This window comes from Chryseobacterium ginsengisoli (genome assembly GCF_039542325.1).
In the GTDB taxonomy this organism is placed as follows: Bacteria; Bacteroidota; Bacteroidia; order Flavobacteriales; family Weeksellaceae; genus Chryseobacterium; species Chryseobacterium ginsengisoli.
Map to the genome: position 1 here is coordinate 1 of NZ_BAABHX010000009.1, position 17,834 is coordinate 17,834.

At 32.3% G+C, this 17,834-nt stretch carries 15 protein-coding genes and 1 rRNA gene; 7 read left to right on the forward strand and 9 right to left on the reverse strand.

All coding sequences use genetic code 11. The features are described from left to right. Positions 1–46 precede the first annotated feature (46 nt). The 3 genes from rrf (at position 47) to ychF (ending at position 2,566) form a co-directional block, all read left to right on the forward strand. A 5S ribosomal RNA gene (gene rrf / locus ABD940_RS20200) occupies positions 47–155 on the forward strand. A gap of 583 nt (positions 156–738) precedes the next feature. Then, positions 739–1,290, forward strand: coding sequence for a ferritin (locus ABD940_RS20205; protein ID WP_345207899.1), 552 nt, complete (start codon positions 739–741; stop codon positions 1,288–1,290). Between the two features lie 184 nt (positions 1,291–1,474). After that, positions 1,475–2,566 carry a redox-regulated ATPase YchF gene (ychF, locus tag ABD940_RS20210; RefSeq protein WP_345207901.1) on the forward strand — a complete coding sequence of 364 codons (1,092 nt, stop codon included), beginning with the start codon at positions 1,475–1,477 and terminating at the stop codon, positions 2,564–2,566. Between the two features lie 95 nt (positions 2,567–2,661). Here the strand turns inward: ychF and ABD940_RS20215 are convergent, their stop codons facing one another. Further along, a complete protein-coding gene (locus tag ABD940_RS20215) occupies positions 2,662–2,823 on the reverse strand; it encodes a hypothetical protein (RefSeq protein WP_345207903.1) in 162 nt (53 codons plus the stop codon). Between the two features lie 167 nt (positions 2,824–2,990). Between ABD940_RS20215 and ABD940_RS20220 the strand changes: the two genes are divergently transcribed. Both ABD940_RS20220 and ABD940_RS20225 read left to right on the forward strand, forming a co-directional pair. Further along, positions 2,991–3,938, forward strand: coding sequence for a helix-turn-helix domain-containing protein (locus ABD940_RS20220; RefSeq protein WP_345207905.1), 948 nt, complete (start codon positions 2,991–2,993; stop codon positions 3,936–3,938). An 87-nt stretch (positions 3,939–4,025) separates the two neighbouring features. Beyond that, positions 4,026–4,790, forward strand: coding sequence for an SDR family NAD(P)-dependent oxidoreductase (locus tag ABD940_RS20225; RefSeq protein ID WP_345207907.1), 765 nt, complete (start codon positions 4,026–4,028; stop codon positions 4,788–4,790). A 75-nt stretch (positions 4,791–4,865) separates the two neighbouring features. Here ABD940_RS20225 and ABD940_RS20230 read toward each other — a convergent pair whose 3' ends face one another. The 8 genes from ABD940_RS20230 to ABD940_RS20265 all read right to left on the reverse strand — a co-directional run bounded on the left by ABD940_RS20230 (position 4,866) and on the right by ABD940_RS20265 (position 15,121). Further along, complete coding sequence (locus ABD940_RS20230) at positions 4,866–6,014, reverse strand: methionine aminotransferase (protein ID WP_345207909.1); 1,149 nt, start codon at positions 6,012–6,014, stop codon at positions 4,866–4,868. Between the two features lie 81 nt (positions 6,015–6,095). After that, positions 6,096–7,196 carry a DUF4848 domain-containing protein gene (locus ABD940_RS20235; RefSeq protein ID WP_345207911.1) on the reverse strand — a complete coding sequence of 367 codons (1,101 nt, stop codon included), beginning with the start codon at positions 7,194–7,196 and terminating at the stop codon, positions 6,096–6,098. A gap of 261 nt (positions 7,197–7,457) precedes the next feature. Continuing rightward, positions 7,458–7,664, reverse strand: a complete 207-nt coding sequence (locus tag ABD940_RS20240) for a hypothetical protein (RefSeq protein WP_345207913.1) — start codon at positions 7,662–7,664, stop codon at positions 7,458–7,460. Positions 7,665–7,793: 129 nt separating this feature from the next. Then, a complete protein-coding gene (locus ABD940_RS20245) occupies positions 7,794–8,528 on the reverse strand; it encodes a LytR/AlgR family response regulator transcription factor (RefSeq protein WP_345207915.1) in 735 nt (244 codons plus the stop codon). Continuing rightward, the gene (locus ABD940_RS20250; protein WP_345207917.1) at positions 8,497–11,415 is read right to left on the reverse strand and encodes a sensor histidine kinase; all 2,919 of its coding nucleotides are present in this window, start codon (positions 11,413–11,415) and stop codon (positions 8,497–8,499) included. The genes ABD940_RS20245 and ABD940_RS20250 overlap by 32 nt, the downstream gene beginning before the upstream one ends. 221 nt (positions 11,416–11,636) lie before the next feature. Next, entirely contained in the window at positions 11,637–12,854 is a 1,218-nt protein-coding gene (locus tag ABD940_RS20255) for a T9SS type A sorting domain-containing protein (protein ID WP_345207919.1), read from the reverse strand. Between the two features lie 262 nt (positions 12,855–13,116). Further along, positions 13,117–14,274 (reverse strand): T9SS type A sorting domain-containing protein, encoded by a 1,158-nt coding sequence (locus ABD940_RS20260; RefSeq protein ID WP_345207921.1) that lies wholly within the window; start codon positions 14,272–14,274, stop codon positions 13,117–13,119. A 127-nt stretch (positions 14,275–14,401) separates the two neighbouring features. Then, positions 14,402–15,121 carry a LytR/AlgR family response regulator transcription factor gene (locus ABD940_RS20265; protein WP_345207923.1) on the reverse strand — a complete coding sequence of 240 codons (720 nt, stop codon included), beginning with the start codon at positions 15,119–15,121 and terminating at the stop codon, positions 14,402–14,404. Between the two features lie 291 nt (positions 15,122–15,412). On the opposite strand from ABD940_RS20265, the gene ABD940_RS20270 reads away from it, so the two are divergent. Then, a complete protein-coding gene (locus ABD940_RS20270) occupies positions 15,413–17,302 on the forward strand; it encodes a DNA topoisomerase IV subunit B (protein WP_345207925.1) in 1,890 nt (629 codons plus the stop codon). 54 nt (positions 17,303–17,356) lie between these two features. Next, positions 17,357–17,833 (forward strand): hypothetical protein, encoded by a 477-nt coding sequence (locus ABD940_RS20275; protein WP_345207927.1) that lies wholly within the window; start codon positions 17,357–17,359, stop codon positions 17,831–17,833. The last annotated feature ends 1 nt before the right edge of the window (position 17,834 follow it).

The following is a 17,834-nucleotide window of genomic DNA, read 5'->3' on the forward strand; positions in this document are numbered from 1 at the left end:
TTACCTAAGACCTATAATCTGCAACCTGAACCTTATATACAACCTTTAGGGTGGTTTTAGCGGTGGGGCTCACCTGTTCCCATTCCGAACACAGAAGTTAAGCCCACCAGCGCCGATGGTACTGCGAATAGCGGGAGAGTAGGTCGCCGCCAGTTTTTATTTAAAGTCTCATAGATTAGTTTCTATGAGACTTTTTTTATGTATAAACCTCATTCAAATAAATGAATGAGGTTTTGTATGTTCATTCTTTTTGGTTTATACCTAAGCAAATTATCTTTGCAATAAGCAATTTTGTTGATCTTTTATACTCTTTTTGCCTATTGAGCGAAGCGAAGTAATCTCAATTCTACCCTTACTTTAAAAGAGATTAGGGATAAAAAATATCGTGCAAATACATGTCTGAGACTTTTTTATACATAAGTTAAGAAATAAATTTCAAGAAGGTTCTCATTCAATGATACCAACACTTAATTTAGTTTATAAATTAGGAAAAACTTTAAGAAAGATAATAGATATAATAGATAAATTAGTTCTGATAGCAAGAACATTCCACAGTATATATTTTAAAGTGATATTAAAAAATAAAAGTTTTAAAAGTTTAGAATAACTATAAATTACTAATCTAAAATAAAGTATTTCAATAAATTATAAATCTCTTTCGATCAATTTAATTGAACTAAAAACTTCTCGGAATCATTTTTGCATAAATACATTCATAATCACTAAAAATATAAAATTATGAATACTAACAGACTTTCCGCGACGGTGGAAAAAGCACTTAGTGATCAAATGAATAAAGAAATTCATGCATCACACGTTTTCTTATCTTACGGAATTTGGGCAGATGATAAAGGCTATCAAGGTATTGCCAATTTTCTTTACAGACATGCTCAGGAAGAGAGAAATCATTCTATCAAATTCATGGAATATGTTCTTAATAGAGGAGGAAAACCAAAAGTAGATGCAATTCCAGCTCCTCCTGCTGACCCAGAATCTCTGACAGACTGTTTTGATGGAGTTTTCAAGCATGAAGTAGACAACACGACAGCAATTTACAGAATTGTAGATTTAGCATTAGAAGAAAAAGATTGGGCAACTTGGAACTTCATGCAATGGTTTGTCCAGGAACAAATTGAAGAAGAAACATTGGCGTCCAATCTAATTGACAAATTAAAAATTGCAGGTGGTGACAGAGCTACAGATGAGTCTCTGTTTACTTTAGATAAAACGTTACAGGAAGCACCAAATGATGTTCCGTTAGCGCAGGATGCTACAGGCGCGAATCCTTAAAAGCTTAACAAGTAAATTTAAAATTATTGAAAATCTGTCAAATTATTGACAGATTTTTTTTATTATGAATCTCCCTTTAAATTCACTATCTTTGCACGCTGAAAGTTCAAGGTTTTAAATTCAAAAATTGAGATTGAATTCATGAAAACTTAGAACACTAAACATTAAACTAGAATTTTACAATATGAAATGTGGAATCGTAGGCTTACCAAATGTAGGTAAATCAACTCTTTTTAACTGTCTGAGCAACGCAAAAGCACAGTCAGCAAACTATCCTTTCTGTACAATTGAACCAAATTTGGGAACAGTTTCTGTACCAGATCATAGATTGTTTGAATTGGAAAAATTAGTAAAACCAGAGAGAGTTTTGCCGGCGGTTGTGGAAATCGTTGATATTGCAGGTCTTGTAAAAGGAGCTAGCAAAGGAGAAGGATTGGGAAATCAGTTTCTTGCAAACATACGTGAGTGCGAAGCGATTATTCATGTTTTGAGATGTTTTGACAATGGAAATATCATTCACGTTGAAGGTTCGGTTGATCCAATGAGAGATAAAGAAATCATCGATATTGAACTTCAGTTAAAAGATATGGAAACTGTTGGAAAAGCAGTTGAAAAAGCAAAAAAATTCATCAAATCCGGAAAGAAGGAAGATATTTTAACATACGAAACACTTCAAAATCTTCAGAAGTTTTTAGAAGACGGTAAAAATGCAAGAGAATTCGCAATGGATGATTTTGCAAAGTCTGTAATCGGAGAGGTTCAGTTATTGACAAATAAACCTGTTCTTTACGTTTGTAATGTTGATGAGAATTCAATCAAGAATGGAAATGACTGGATTGCTAAAATTGAAGAAATGGCTAAGAATGAAGGTGCTGAAGTTGTTGTTTTAGCTGCTCAGATCGAGGCTGATATCAACGAATTAGAGACTTTCGAAGAAAGAGAAATTTTCCTTGAAGAACTAGGTCTTACTGAGCCCGGAGTAAATCGTTTGATCAGAAAAGCTTATGATTTATTAAAGCTTCAGACCTATTTCACTGCTGGAGTAAAAGAAGTAAGAGCTTGGACGATTGGTCAGGGTTGGACAGCTCCTCAAGCTGCAGGAGTAATTCATACAGATTTCGAAAAAGGTTTTATCCGTGCAGAAGTTATCAAATTTGATGATTATATGACGTATGGTTCTGAAGTTAAAATAAAAGAAGCCGGAAAACTTTCTGTAGAAGGTAAAGAATATATCGTGAAAGATGGTGACATCATGCACTTTAGATTCAACGTATAAGAAATATTAAAGTTAGTTATAAATAAAAAACGCTTCCAATGAATTTTGGGAGCGTTTTTTGCCTAAAATTTTGTTCGTCGAAATGACTTTATGAATTAGTCAATCGGAAGAAGCTGACAGATTTTCTCGGCACAGCCAATTCCAATTTTTCTGCATTGCCCTGTCATTGGATCGATGCATTGCTCTTTTCCTCCAGTAATTACACGAAGTTCTCTTTTGTTTAATTTTTTTCCGTTGTTCAGGATTTGATTTTTCATAATAATTGATTTTTAGTGAGTTAGTAAAAACTAAGTTAAGAAAAATTATTATACATAAATCACATTTGTTAGAAAAATTTTATATTATATTTGTTTTAATATGAAATATAGAATTTTTAAAGTAAAATAATATTATTCCGTACATTTGAATTTTACAAATCTTTATTATGGAAAAGATTGCACATACTTCATATACTTCGCTGGATGATTTCTACAGAGAAATGACGGCAAAATTGGGAACGGACATCGAAACTATTTTTCCGAAAGGTCTTCATAAAGATATTGGTCATTTTAATGTTTTTGATATTGCTCAAACTATTGAAAAAATAAGAACAACTTCTGAAATGCCTTATAATAGGAGGAAATATTATAAAATTAGCCTGATAAGAGGAAGAAACAGAGCGGAATATGCTGATAAAATTATTCAGATTAAAAATAATGCTTTGTTATTTGCCACTCCGAAAGTTCCGTATCATTGGGTTCCGGAAGATCCGAACCAATCGGGAAGTTTCTGTGTTTTTACCGAAGATTTTTTTATCAAAGATAAATCCCACAATACACTTGAAGATTTACCAATTTTTCAGCCGGGAAATATTCCTTTGTTTGAGATTGATGATGAATTAGCAGATGAAATTGAGCAACTTTATGGGAAGATTAAAAAAGAGATAAATTCTGACTATATTTTTAAATATGATTTAATTAGAAACTATGTTTTAGAGTTAATTCATTATGGACAGAAATTACAGCCAGCTTCAAAATTATCAACGTCTAATGATGCTTCATTAAGAGTGGTTTCATTATTTATTGAATTGTTAGAGAGACAGTTTCCTATTGAATCTTCAGATCAAAGACTGCAACTGAAAACAGCGAAAGATTATGCCGACAGACTAGCGGTTCATGTGAATTATTTAAATAAAAAATTAAAAGAAAACACAGGAAAAACAACCACAGAAATTATTGCTGAAAGAATTATTCAAGAAGCAAAAATATTATTAAAACAAACAAAATGGAATGTTTCTGAGATTGCCTATGCTCTGGGATTTGAAGAAATTGCCCATTTTTCGAACTTTTTTAAAAAGAAAACAACATTGGCTCCTTTAGAATTTCGTTCGTGATTTGAATTTTGCAAATTTCAGTTTGATTGAAGCAAACAATTCATCTCAAAAATGTCTGAACTTTGTCTCATCAAAAAAATAATTAAAATGGAAGCAAGAACAAAAATTGCATTAGTTACTGGCGGAAGCCGCGGATTGGGAAGAAATTCTGCTATAAAAATCGCTCAAAAAGGTTTGGATGTTATCATCACTTACAGAAGCAATAAAGAAGAAGCGGATAAAGTAGTTGCAGAAATTCAGGCTTTAGGTCAAAAATCGATTGCTTATCAATTGGATACAAAAGATGTTAAAAGTTTTGATGCCTTTATAAAAGAAGTTGGAGATCATCTTGAAGAAAATACAGGAAGCAGAAATATAGATTACCTTGTGAATAATGCAGGAACGGCTTTATATTCTCCAATTACAGAAGTTACGGAAGAACAGTTGGATGATGTTGTAGATATTCATTTTAAAGGTGTGTTTTTTCTAACTCAGAAGTTTTTACCGTTCATTAATGATAATGGAGGGATTGTAAATATTTCTTCAGGATTGGCAAGGTTTGCTTTACCAGGATCTTCTGTATATGGTTCTATTAAAGCGGGAGTTGAAATGTTAACGAAATACATGGCGAAAGAATTGGGAGCAAGAAAGATAAGAGCCAATGTTGTTGCTCCGGGTGCCATAGAAACGGATTTCGGAGGCGGAAGAGTGAGAGATATAAAAGAAATGAACGATATGGTGGCAAGTATCACAGCTTTAGGAAGAGCCGGTTTGCCGGATGATATTGGTGGAGTAGTTGCATTTTTATGTACTGAAGATTCACGTTGGATTACAGGACAGAGAATTGAGGCTTCAGGCGGAATGTTTTTATAAAATTAATCTGAAAATAAAAAAGAACAGTCTCTAATGAAACTGTTCTTTTTTATTTAAAATTAGCGAAGATTAGAATTACAATTTAGATAAATTTTCAAGAGCTCTTTCTAAAGTTTCCTGTTTTTTTGCAAAACATAAACGAATTACATTTTCATTCAGTTTATTTTTATAGAAGGATGAAAAAGGAACGCTTGCTACTTTGTGTTTGATTGTCAATTCACTGGCAAAATCAAAATCACTTTTATCTGAAATTTTGTCATATTTCAAAGCCTGAAAGTAGGTTCCTTCACAATCCAATAATTCGAAGGACGTATTGGCTAAACCTTGTCGTAAAAAGTCTCTTTTTTCCTGAAAGAATTGGTTTAAATGATTATAATGATTCGGATTTTTCATGTATTCTGCCAAAGCCAGCTGAATCGGTGTGTTGACGGAAAAAACATTGAACTGATGTATTTTTCTGAACTCATCTGTCAAATATTTCGGAGCGGCACAATATCCTATTTTCCAACCGGTAACATGAAATAATTTCCCGAAGGAAGCTACTAAAAGACTTCTGTTTTTCAGTTCAGGATATTTGGAGATGCTTAAATGTTGATTTCCATCAAAAACAATATTTTCATAAACTTCATCACTTAAAATTAAAATGGATGTTCCTTCAACGATTTTAATTAATTCCTGAATGTCATTTTCTTTTAAAATCTTTCCTGAAGGATTATTGGGATTGTTCAGAATTATCATTTTTGTTTTATCTGAAACTAAAGTTTTTATAACATTCCAGTCGATTTCATAATCCGGAGCTTTCATTTCAAAACGTTTTACAATTCCTCCGAAAAGCTCAACTGTTGGTTCGTAACAATCATAAGCCGGCTCAAAAATAATCACCTCATCATCTTTTTTCACAAAAGTGGCAATAGCTGTAAAAATAGCCTGAGTTCCACCTGCAGTTACCGTAATCTCTGAATCAGGATGATAAATTGCCTGATGAGAATTTTCAATTTTTTTTGCGATTTCTTCCTTTAAACCAATCATTCCTCCCATCGGAGCATATTGATTAAAGCCTTTTTTAATGAAATGATCTACATGATCCAATAGTTCAGAATCTGGCATAAAATCCGGAAATCCCTGAGATAAATTAATAGCTTCATTTTCATTGGCAAGCTGCGTCATCTGGCTGAAAATGGTAGTTCCCACGTTGGAAAGCTTCGATAAAGGAAGTTGTATCATTAAAGGTTGGTTTTTTATTGTACCGAATTTAAGGAAATTAAAAAAAAGAAAGCCATTTATTTAAATAGCTTTCTTTTTTTATTAATAACCGTCAGCAAGAGAAGCATATACAGTAACTGTAGAAACTGTATTAAGATCAGTATAGGCAAACCATGCTTTCATTTCATATTTCTCTAATTTTCTTCCACCATGATAGGCTCTCCAATCAAGTTTATTATCATCAATCATACCTTGATAGTTTTGGTGAGGTGGTGAAGGAAATTTTTCACTGTCTTTTTTTGCTTTATATTTACAGGTTGTAACCATATTTAGATTATAGTTGGTTAAAAAACACATATGAGTTGAGACTGCAACCCATGGACTTAAATTACCAGAACCTTTTCTTTGATATTTTAGTTTTGCTATAAGGCTAAAGTAAAAAACGGCTTTTTGGTAAGAAACCTTTGCATCTGCTCTGTAAGTTGTACCAGAACCATCAATTACAATAGTTGGAGAGCGATCGGGAACTTCTTTATTATGAAACATATTCTTATTACTCATAAGAGTAAGTCCTTTAATACCTGTTTTTAAATATTCAAAAATGTCAATATTCTCACTAATATTTTTATCCCATTCATTTGTAAGCATATTCATCTTGTCAGCTTTGAATGTTCCATTTTTAAAATCATTATAATTAGCTGCAAAATCTGTACTTCCTATTTCTAGAACATATCCATCGTCAATTTTGGAATTAAATATAAAATCTCCTATTTGTACAATTCCATATCGATCGATAATTCTTAATAAAAGAGGATCAACATAGCTTGAGTTTTTAAATCCTTCAATAGATAGCTCAGGATTTGCATTTATATCCTCGGTATAAGGAATATTTTCTTCAAAATCTGAAATTCCATAAAAAGAATAAGAAGAAACAAAGCCTATGCTTTTTTCCCAGTTATCTAACTCTTCTTTTGACATTTCGGATAATTGCTTAACTGCTTCTTCATAAGATTCTGGTGATTCAAATTTTAAAAAGCCATATTCTGATACAGTGACTTTATCTATACCCGCAATTGTATTTTTATTTGCCGATACTTTTACATTTAATGTTTCATTATTTTGAATTACGTCTTCATTAGAGCACGAGGAAAATAGTGCAGAAATAGTAATTGCGATTACTAAAATTAAAATACTTTTTTTCATGATTAATTATTAAATGATTAACATGACGAAATTAGAAAAACAACTATATAGAAAATATCTCAAATTAATAAGTGTAATTTTCTACACAGTAAATGCAGTAATTTTTGAGTTAACTGTGAAAATAATTTTAGATAAATAAAAATTAATTTTCCAAAATAAAGCAAAAGGATAGCTCATCGAGCCATCCTTTTTTAATGAAATAATCTAATCTTCAATGTGTTGAAAATATTTTCTTATTTTTTCGAAACTTTAAATTTCCAATTATTTCGGAACAATCATCCCATTATTTGGTAATCCATTTGGAGGTAACGTATAGATATAAGCTATACCACCAATTGGTTGTGGATTAATAATTACAGGAGCTGGTGGAGGAGTGTAACCAGGACTGCTTGGCGTAATTATTTGTACTCCCCCAAACACACTTTTCATTTCCTGTTTTGTCATTTCTTTTTTAATGAACTTTTTCATGATAATTTTATTTATTGATTAACATGACGAAAGTAGAAAAGTAATATAATAGAAAACATCCTAAACTAATAAGTGTAATTTTTGAATCAATAAATGCGGCGGTTTTGAAGTTAACTGTAAAGAGAAAAATTATTCTATATTTTCTATTTTTTGTAGGAAATCATTTTTTTTACGAGTTGAGACATCGAGCGCTGAACCGTCACTCATAATTACCTGTCCGCCTTTTCCTTTGATATATTCCTGAAGATGAGTCAGATTGATCAAATGTTTATGATGAATTCTGAAAAACTGATGTTCCGATAAAACGTCTTCAAAATCCGCCAAAGTTTTCGAAACAATAATTTGTCCTTTATTCACAAGATAAAAAGTAGTATAGCTGGAATCAGCTTCACAACGAATAATATCAGAAATACTTATCATTTTAAACCCCTGAAAAGTTGGCAGACTAATTTTTGAATTTGAGGTAAGACTATTAACTGCAGCAGCTTTATTTTTTCTGATATTTTCTAAAGCCTTATTAACGGCAATCACAAAATCTATCTTTTTAATAGGTTTTAAAAGATAATCGGTTGCCCCATTTTTTATAGCCTGAATGGCAAAGTTTTCATAAGCCGTAATAAAAATAATCTGTGCCGAAATTTCTTTAAATTTTGATAAAAGATCAAATGCAGTTCCGTCATTTAATTGAATGTCTAGAAAAATAATATCAGGTGAATTTTTTGTGAGATCAATATAAGCTTCTTCCACGCTTGCTGCCTGAAAAACGATTTCTAAGTCAGGAAATTCATTTTTTATTAAAAGTGAAATATAATCTCTGCCGTCCTGTTCATCATCAATGATGCATACTTGTGTTTTTGTTTTCATAGGGTGTAATGTATAGTTTAATTTGTGTTCCTTGCTTCCCTTCTTTTTCAAAAAGATTGTTGATTTCTAATATAATATCAGCCTCGAAAAGCTGTTTGAATGTTTCAATTCTTTTTTGAGATAATTTGACTCCAAAAGAATTTGCCTTCGATAAAGAAACCTTATTACTGTCGATTCCGATTCCATTATCCGTAATTGTTATACAAAGATGCGGAGTGGAATATTCAAACGAAATTTCAATGAGCCCTTTTCTGTCTTTCAGTCCCGGAATTCCATGTTTTATAGAGTTTTCTACAAATGGCTGTATCAGTAATGATGGAATGCTCCATGTTGTATTTACATTTTCAGAAACCGTGATTTTATAATCAAATTGATCTTTTAGACGAAGTTTTTCCATATTCAGATATAAAGAAAGGTATTCTATTTCTTCAGAGATCGGCATGAAAGTTTTCTCAGAATAATGAAGCGTTTTCCGGATCATTTCCGAGAAAATATTCAGATAATTTTCGGTTTCTTCATAATCCTTTTTATACAGCAAAAAGTGGATGGAATTAAGACAGTTATATATAAAATGAGGATTGATCTGTGCTTTTATTGCCTGAAGTTCAAGCTCTGCAATTTTCTTTTCGTAAAATAAAGTTTCGAGCTTTTTATTTCTTTTTTTGTGAAAATAATAGTTAATGATAATAATAAATAAACCTATAGAAATTAAAGCCAGTAATAACTTGAACCACCAAGTCTGCCAAAACTGCGGCTGGATTTCAAAAGCCAGATCGGTAGATTGGTACGACTGTTTTCCGTTGTAACCCAATCCGAAAATTTTTAAAACATATTTTCCCGGCGGTAATGAACTGAGAATAATTTTTGAAGAATTATTGATCTGCCATTCGTTATTCAATCCTTCTACTTTGTAACGGTAGCTGATTTTTCCCTGTGAAGTGTAATCAAGAAAGCTCAGATTAAAAACTACGTCATCGGGAGAAATTCCGTTTAGTTTTTCATTCAGATTAAAATATTCTTTATTTCCTATTTTTACAGAATTAATAATGACTTTTTTATTGATGAATTTTTCCTGAGTCAGTAATTTTTTAATAGAAAATATTCCCAAACCTTTGGATGTTCCTATAAAAATAGAATCGTTTTTTATGACGCAGCCTGAAACCATATTCGATGGAAGACCGTCTGTCTGTGTGAAATTATTAATCTTAAAATTATTTCCACTTGCCTCAATTCTCGAAATTCCGGAGTTTGTACTTGCCCAAAAAACATTTTGATTTTCAACTGTAAGCTTTTTAATCTGATTATTAATTAAACCATTCTTTTCAGTAAGCTTTCTGACTACTTTATAAGAATTAAACAAAATAATTCCATTTAGATTTGTAGAGCCGATATAAAGGTTATCTTTTAATTTTTTTATATCAGTAAAATAATAGTTCTCAAGAAACAGCTTTTTTTCTTTATTTTTTGTATTGATTTTATAAAGATCACTAAAATTTCCGGCAAATAGGCTGTCTTTGGAATAGGGAAGAGCGGTGTAAGTTCGGTCATTGTAAATCATGTTGTTCTGCCCACTTTTTAGGTTGTAGGTAAAAAGTCCGATTCCGGTACAAAGCAGAACAGAATCGTTCGAATAAGGAACTAAATTTTTTGTACTGTAAATTAATTTTTTCTGTTTTTTGCTGATAAGATCATAAACAGTGTAGTTGGTTGAAAGTCCGAATATTAAAGTGTTGTCTTTGGCAAATACAGCTTTATTATCTGCTTTACTTTTGGAATCTAAGACTATATTTTTGAATTTTCCGTTTCTGTAGATCGCTCCGGAAGATTTATTATATCCCAAAATAATATTTTCGCCGTCTTTTTCAATAGCTTTAATATATTCGGAATTGTTATTTAATGGGAGATTGATATAATTTTCAAAAAAAGTTTTGGCGATAAAAAACAGACCGTTATTTCTTGAATTAAACCAAACATTATCATCCTTATCCACCAGAATATTATGAATGACTTGGTCTGCAAGAAGTTTTACCGGAGATTTTGAACTCTGATTTTTTTCCTTCAAAGATTGATTAAAGAATAAAGTTCCGCCATTTTCTAAATTCACCCACAATTTGTAGTTTTTATCTATAAAAGTGTAAAAATAATTTTCCTTAAACTTATAAGTTCTGATTTTTTTAATTGTATAAGGCGTTGAAAGTTGATAAATATTTAGACATTGTTTTTTATCGTATAAAACAATAAAATCATCCTTCTGACAGACATTTCCTCCGACTTCGCACGGGATATAGGTTTTTTTATGAGTGATGATATGATAAGCCAGTATATTTTTAGTATAAAAACTTTTTTGATAAAGAATTTTAGTTTTTGGATCAAATTTTATAAAACCAAAATAATCTTTTCCATAATCGATAGACACCGGAATTTTTTTTATTTTTCCATTTTCGTAAACAAATACGTTTTTTACATTATTTGTACTGAAAAGATATAGTTTATTTCCATCACGCTGAACTTCGGGAATTGAAGTTCCAAGCTGGTTTTTCAGATATTTATTAATGTCGGAATTTGCAATTTTCCCATCCTTCAGATAAGCAAAATCATTCATAAACGGAATGATGAAAACTTCACCGTTTGGAAGCGGTTCACAGGAGATAACCTCGATGTTTTTAAGTCCGTCTTTTTTTCCGTACTGTTTAAATTCTTTTCCGTCAAACTTAAAAAGACCGTTATCACTTCCGATCCATATAAATCCTTTATTGTCCTGTCTTAAATGGTAAGTATACGAACTATTCAGTCCGTCATTTTCATTATAATTCAGTAATCCAGGGATTTGCGAATTGTAAAGTGAAAAAAAGAGGTTCAATACAAAGAAAAATAATTTTTTTATCATTAACTATATCTGTGCAATGTGAGTTATTAGTTTTCATAAATATATTGAAAAATATGGAATCTCGATTTTTTTGTAATAAACTTTAAATAATTCAGTTTTAAATGATGTTTAATTTCAATTAATGATAAAAAGACTTTAAGATTTAGTTTGAAATAGATTTAATCAAAAAAAAGCTGCCTTACAAGAAGACAGCCTTTCTTTTGGAATTCATTATCAACCACTTATTTTGAAATCAAAAGCTTCTGTGAAGAAGTTTTGTTTTCAGATTTTATCTCTACAATGTACGTTCCCTGTATTAATTTTTCGGTATTGATCTTAATACTTTGACGTCCATTTTCTACATTTTCAGAAGTATTAATCAATATTTTTCCTGATGCATCCATGATTTTGATGGCAACATTTCCTCTTTTTGTAAGATTTGTCTGTACATCAACATAGTTTTTTGCCGGATTTGGAACCAAAGTGTAATCTTTTATCTCACTTGAAACTCCTATTTCACCTTTTGCAACATCAGCAATATCTTTAAGAGGAGAAGTTAAATCTGTACTGTTTACAGTTTTACCCGCTTGAAATGGTTTTGGAATACAGATTTCTACACAGGTTGTACATTTTGGTTTGTCACCCTCATATTGAGTTACACAAACTTTGTAAGATCCTGCATTCAAATAAGTATGAGAAGTCATCACATCGCCTACAGTTCCATCACCCCAGTTTACTTTATATAAACTTGGCGAATTGGTACTTTCTAAAAAGATCTGCCCAACAGTATAACCTCCTGAAGTACTCGTTGTCATCTGGATTTTGAAGTTAGAATTGCATTCGTTGCAACCTTCACATGGTTTTACGCAGATATTATCATACATTACCACTTCACTTGGACTTGAAGTATAGTCCGGAGAAAGAGAAAGTGTGGTAGAACCAAACATTACGGCATTAAAATCTGCACAGGTCATACTTGGATCCATTGTCCATGTACCATCCGAATTGCTCGGTAAAGTGGAGCCTGTACAGGCAGCAATCGGTGCTTTTATACGAACCCAGCCGCTTCCGGGAGTCACTGTAATATTTGCAACGAATGTAATACTTTGAGTAGCATTAGAAAGAGTAATTCTTGGATGAATTGGAGCGCCATATCCACCGTCTTTTTCAAGATAGAAATCAAAATACAGACATTGTCCCTGAAATCTTTCGCCCAAATACATATAATCTTTATCATTAATATACCAAGAACTTCCTGAAAGATCATTTAAAATAAGATATTGAGAGCCATCCAAAGAATTCGGGCTTCCGAAATTGACGCCTACCATTCCGTTGGGATAAGGAGCGGTATGCCAGTTTCCTGCAGGATTTGAAGAATCGTTAAAATCGCTGCACGGAGCTTGATTTTGTGCACTTAATAAAAAAGTTCCTAATAAGAAATACAGGGTTAAAAAATACATTCTTACCATAATGTTATATTGATTTTATAGATCAAAAACCAACAAAAACTTTAGGAATTAATACTCATTTGATTTTGGTTTTCACCGTTTTAATTTTTTGTAGAATAAAAGTATCAGTTAAAACAATCTCACACTAAGGTGATTAAGTAAATGTGTCAGAATTTTTAGTAAGTGTGAACGATTTGTTAATAAACGTTAAAAAGCCACCCAAAGGCAGCTTTAAAAAAATTGAGATAGAAATTAAATTATCTAAAACTTAAAGTTAGTCTTGGATCAGCATTTTTTTTGTGTCAATATTTTTACCGTCAACATTTAGATTGTAAACATACGAACCTCCCTGAATTCCTGAAATATTGATACTTCCGTTTCCTTTTTCTCTCAAAGCAATTGTTTTTACCAATTGTCCGGAAATATTATAAATTAAGATTGATGCATCTTTAGAATCTTTTGGAAGATAATATTTAATGGTAGTTTCTCCTCTTCCAGGATTTGGTGCATTTTGATATAATTTTGGTTCATTTGAAGCCGAGCTTAAATCGACGCTCATTTTATTTTGCTTTAATAATTCTTTAAGCTCCTTGATTTCGTTTTTAAGCTCATCAATCTGACCTTGATAGTCGATTTCGCTATTTGCCTGTCTTGTAATTGTACTTGTTGCAACCATTACATTTCCGTCATTGTCAACTACCAAAGCTCTTCCTGATCCGCTTGGAAGCCCTTGATGACGCACTGTTCCTACCGTATGAAAATTAGCAGTTGGTGTAGTTGTTCTTACTCCTACAGACTGATCTACAATCAGCATCGTAGAAGTGGGAGACATCCCAAACATGATAGAACGAGGAATACTGTTTGTTAATTTTGTTCCTCCTGTTCCCGATCCGATCACGAAAGAACGATCGCCGGTTGCTGCAAGATCAACCCCGAAACCTCCGGAATAAAAATTTGTAAGGTCAATTCCAACACCAATAGCAAACTGATTAGCATTTCTAATGATGTTTTTCCAACCTAGAGCTACAGATTTTCCTGCATTGTTCAGTACAACGTTATCTTGTCCTGCAATAAGGTTTGCACCTCCCGCTGCTGCAAGATTATTTCCCCAACCGCTTACAAGTGAGCTTCCTGCACCAGCACCAAGATTATTACTTGCGCCTACAGCAATGCTTCCTTTAGTTTTTACAATGTTGGTGTTATTGTCTCCATCCACGATAAAACTTCCGAACTCATTAAGAATTGCCTGTCCCGGAATCGCCGTTGCTCCGTTTGTTCTCAAATAAAATGCTGTTGCACCAGTAGTTCCGGCGTAACTTGCTGTAGTTGTTCCTGCATTTCCTGTAGTTAACCATTGTGCATTTACAGCTCCGGTTGAGAAGATCATCGCTACAGCGATTAAATTTTTCGCGTTAAATAGACTTTTTTTCATAATGATAATATTTATTGTTTGATTGTTTTCCAAAAGTATCAAAGCATTAAACATCAGCCTATGAAGAGTGATTAACTGTAATGGAGAAATGAGTAGGTGTTAATATTTTTCAAATATGTGTGAATTATTAAGCTATTTTATGTAAAAACTCATTCTTCTTGCGTATGGAAACATCCAGAACGGAATTGTCTGCCATTACGACTTGTCCGCCTTTTCCTTTAATATATTCCTTTAAATGTTCAAGATTGATCAAATGTTTATGATGAATTCTAAAAAAATTATATTCTGAAAGGTTTTTTTCAAAATCATACAGCGTTTTGGAAACTATTACTTTGGTTTTATCCAGTAAATAAATAAAAGTGTAATTGGAATCTGCTTCACAACGGATAATTTCATCAATATTTACTCTTTTAAATCCCTGAAGAGTCGGAAGGTTTATTTTATTCTGAATAGAATTATTAAGAATGGAAACTTTATTTTTCTTAAAATTTTCAATTGCTTTATTGACGGTAAGAACAAAGTCAAGATTTCTTACGGGTTTCAATAAATAATCTGTAATTCCTTTTTTGATAGCCTGAATGGCAGATTTTTCGGAGTCTGTAATGAAAATAATAGGAGAGGGACTTTCCCTAAATTTTGATAAAATCTCAACCGTAGTTTCATCAACAAGTTGAATATCAACAAACAAGATGTCGGGAGAGTTTTTGCTTAAGTAATCAGATGCAAACTGAATACTGCTTGTCTGGAAATCGATCTCAAATTCAGGAAATTCGTTTTTCAGAAGTTGGGAAATAGATTTGCCATCATCTTGATCATCAATGATGCAGGCATGTAATTTAGTTTTCATGGTGTGAGTTTGGGTTTTGGTTTCAGTTTTTTATTATGTTTAATGAGCTGTAGTCATATCGATTTTTTTATTGTTTTACATTAAAATATTGCTGTATTAATTAAATTTTGTTCAATTAATATCAAAAAACAGATAAATTCTGATTTTTTTCACTTAGCATTGAATAATGTAAATATAGAGTTTCATTAATAACTATCCAACAGTTAAGAATAAATATTAAGAAAAAATGAATCAAAAGATTCGGATAATTTTTTTCAAATTCGTACTTTTGTATGTTTGCTGAAATTACATATGTCACAAGAAATAAATCCAATCTATTCCGAAGATAATATCAGAACCCTCGATTGGCAGGAACACATCCGTTTACGTCCCGGAATGTATATCGGGAAGCTGGGAGACGGTTCTTCCGCCGATGACGGTATTTATATTTTACTAAAAGAAATCCTGGACAACTCGATCGATGAGTTCAGGATGAAATCCGGTAAAAGAATTGAAATAAAATTAGACGACGGTAAAGTTACGATCCGTGACTTCGGTCGTGGAATTCCGCTTGGAAAAGTAGTGGATGCCGTTTCAAAAATGAATACCGGAGGTAAATATGACAGTAAAGCCTTCAAAAAATCCGTAGGTCTGAACGGGGTCGGTACAAAAGCCGTGAATGCCCTTTCAGATTATTTCCGTGTACGGTCCTTCCGTGACGGAAGAATGAAAATTGCAGAATTTTCACGCGGATTAATCACTGAAGATTTTGCCGAAAAAGAAACTTCAGACAGAAATGGTACCGAAATTTCTTTTATTCCGGATGGAGAGATTTTCCTTCATTTTAAATACAGGAAAGAATATATCGAAAGAATGCTTCGTAATTATTCTTATCTGAATCCGGGCTTGAAAATTCTTTTTAACGGAGAAACTTTCTTTTCTGAAAACGGGCTTAAAGATTTATTGGATGAAGAGCTGGAAAATGAAACTTTATATCCTATCATTCATCTGAAAGATAACGATATAGAAGTGGCAATTACACATACTGATAAATCACAGACCGAAACGTATTTTTCATTCGTAAACGGACAGAATACAACACAGGGAGGAACACATTTGAATGCCTTTCGTGAAGCATATGTAAAAACGATCCGTGAGTTTTTCAATAAAAATTTTGATGCTTCAGATGTCAGAAAATCTATCGTTGCAGCAATTTCCATTAACGTAGAAGAACCTGTTTTCGAGTCTCAGACCAAGACAAAATTAGGCTCAAATGATATGGGACCAAACGGACCGACGGTAAGAATTTTTATCATTGATTTCTTAAAAAGCAAATTAGATAATTTCTTACATAAAAATCTTGAGGTTGCAGAAGCGATCCAAAGAAAAATATTAATTTCTGAAAGGGAAAGAAAAGAACTTTCCGGAATTCAGAAACTGGCAAGAGAAAGAGCAAAAAAAGTGTCTCTTCACAATAAAAAACTTCGTGACTGCAGACAGCATTACAACGATCAGAAAAACGAAAGAAAGGGCGAAACTCAGATCTTTATTACTGAGGGAGATTCTGCATCCGGATCGATCACAAAGTCAAGAGATGTAGAAACTCAGGCTGTATTTTCTTTGAAAGGTAAACCGCTGAATTGCTATGGTTTAACGAAAAAAGTAGTATACGAAAACGAAGAATTTAATTTACTTCAGGCAGCTTTAAATATTGAGGAAAGTTTAGAAGATCTTAGATACAATCAGGTTATTATCGCAACTGATGCCGATGTCGACGGAATGCACATTCGTCTGTTGATGATTACGTTCTTCTTGCAGTTTTTCCCTGATTTAATCAAAAACGGTCACCTTTATATTCTTCAGACGCCTTTGTTTAGAGTAAGAAATAAAAAGGAAACGAGATATTGTTATTCAGAACTTGAAAGAATCAAAGCTTTAAATGAGCTTGGAAAGAATCCTGAAATCACTCGATTCAAAGGATTGGGAGAGATCTCACCGGATGAATTCAAGCATTTTATCGGGAAAGATATTCGTCTGGAACCTGTAGTATTGGGTAAAGATCAAACGATAGAACAATTATTGGAATTTTACATGGGGAAAAATACACCGGACAGACAAGTGTTTATTCTTGAAAATCTGGTAGTTGAAGATCCGGATATTAATAAAAAAGAAGTATTGAGTGAAATCATAGATGAAAATTAATTAAAGTTATAATTTTAGAGAAATTCAGACAAACCACAAACACAAACTAATAATATGAGACTTAGTAACCGTAATAAAGCTTCGGTTTACAGCTTCGTAAACACTTTGCTGGTCATGTTTTTGATCGCTGGTGTGGGAGCTTATCTGTTGGAAGAATACAGATTTAACATTTTAGGATGGGAAAGTTCACTATTAATCATTGTTCCGGTCTTTTTAGTAGTATTTTCTTATCTTAACGGAAGACAGATTTTTGAATATGACAGTGACGGAGAAGCACTTCATTTCAGAAACAGGAATATCATCCCTTTTTTGCATAAGCCATTAAGTGATGAATTTCCAAAGTACAAGCTGCTGAAATTTGAAGTGGTAAATATCTTTTTTGTTAAAAGACTTTACATTACAATTTCAAGTAAAAACAGCGGTTCAACAATGTTGAAATATGAAATTTCATATCTTTCGAATAAAGAGATTAATGATTTAAAATTCTCCTTAAATAAAGTAGTGAAAGCTAATAATGAGAAAAAGAGCTAAA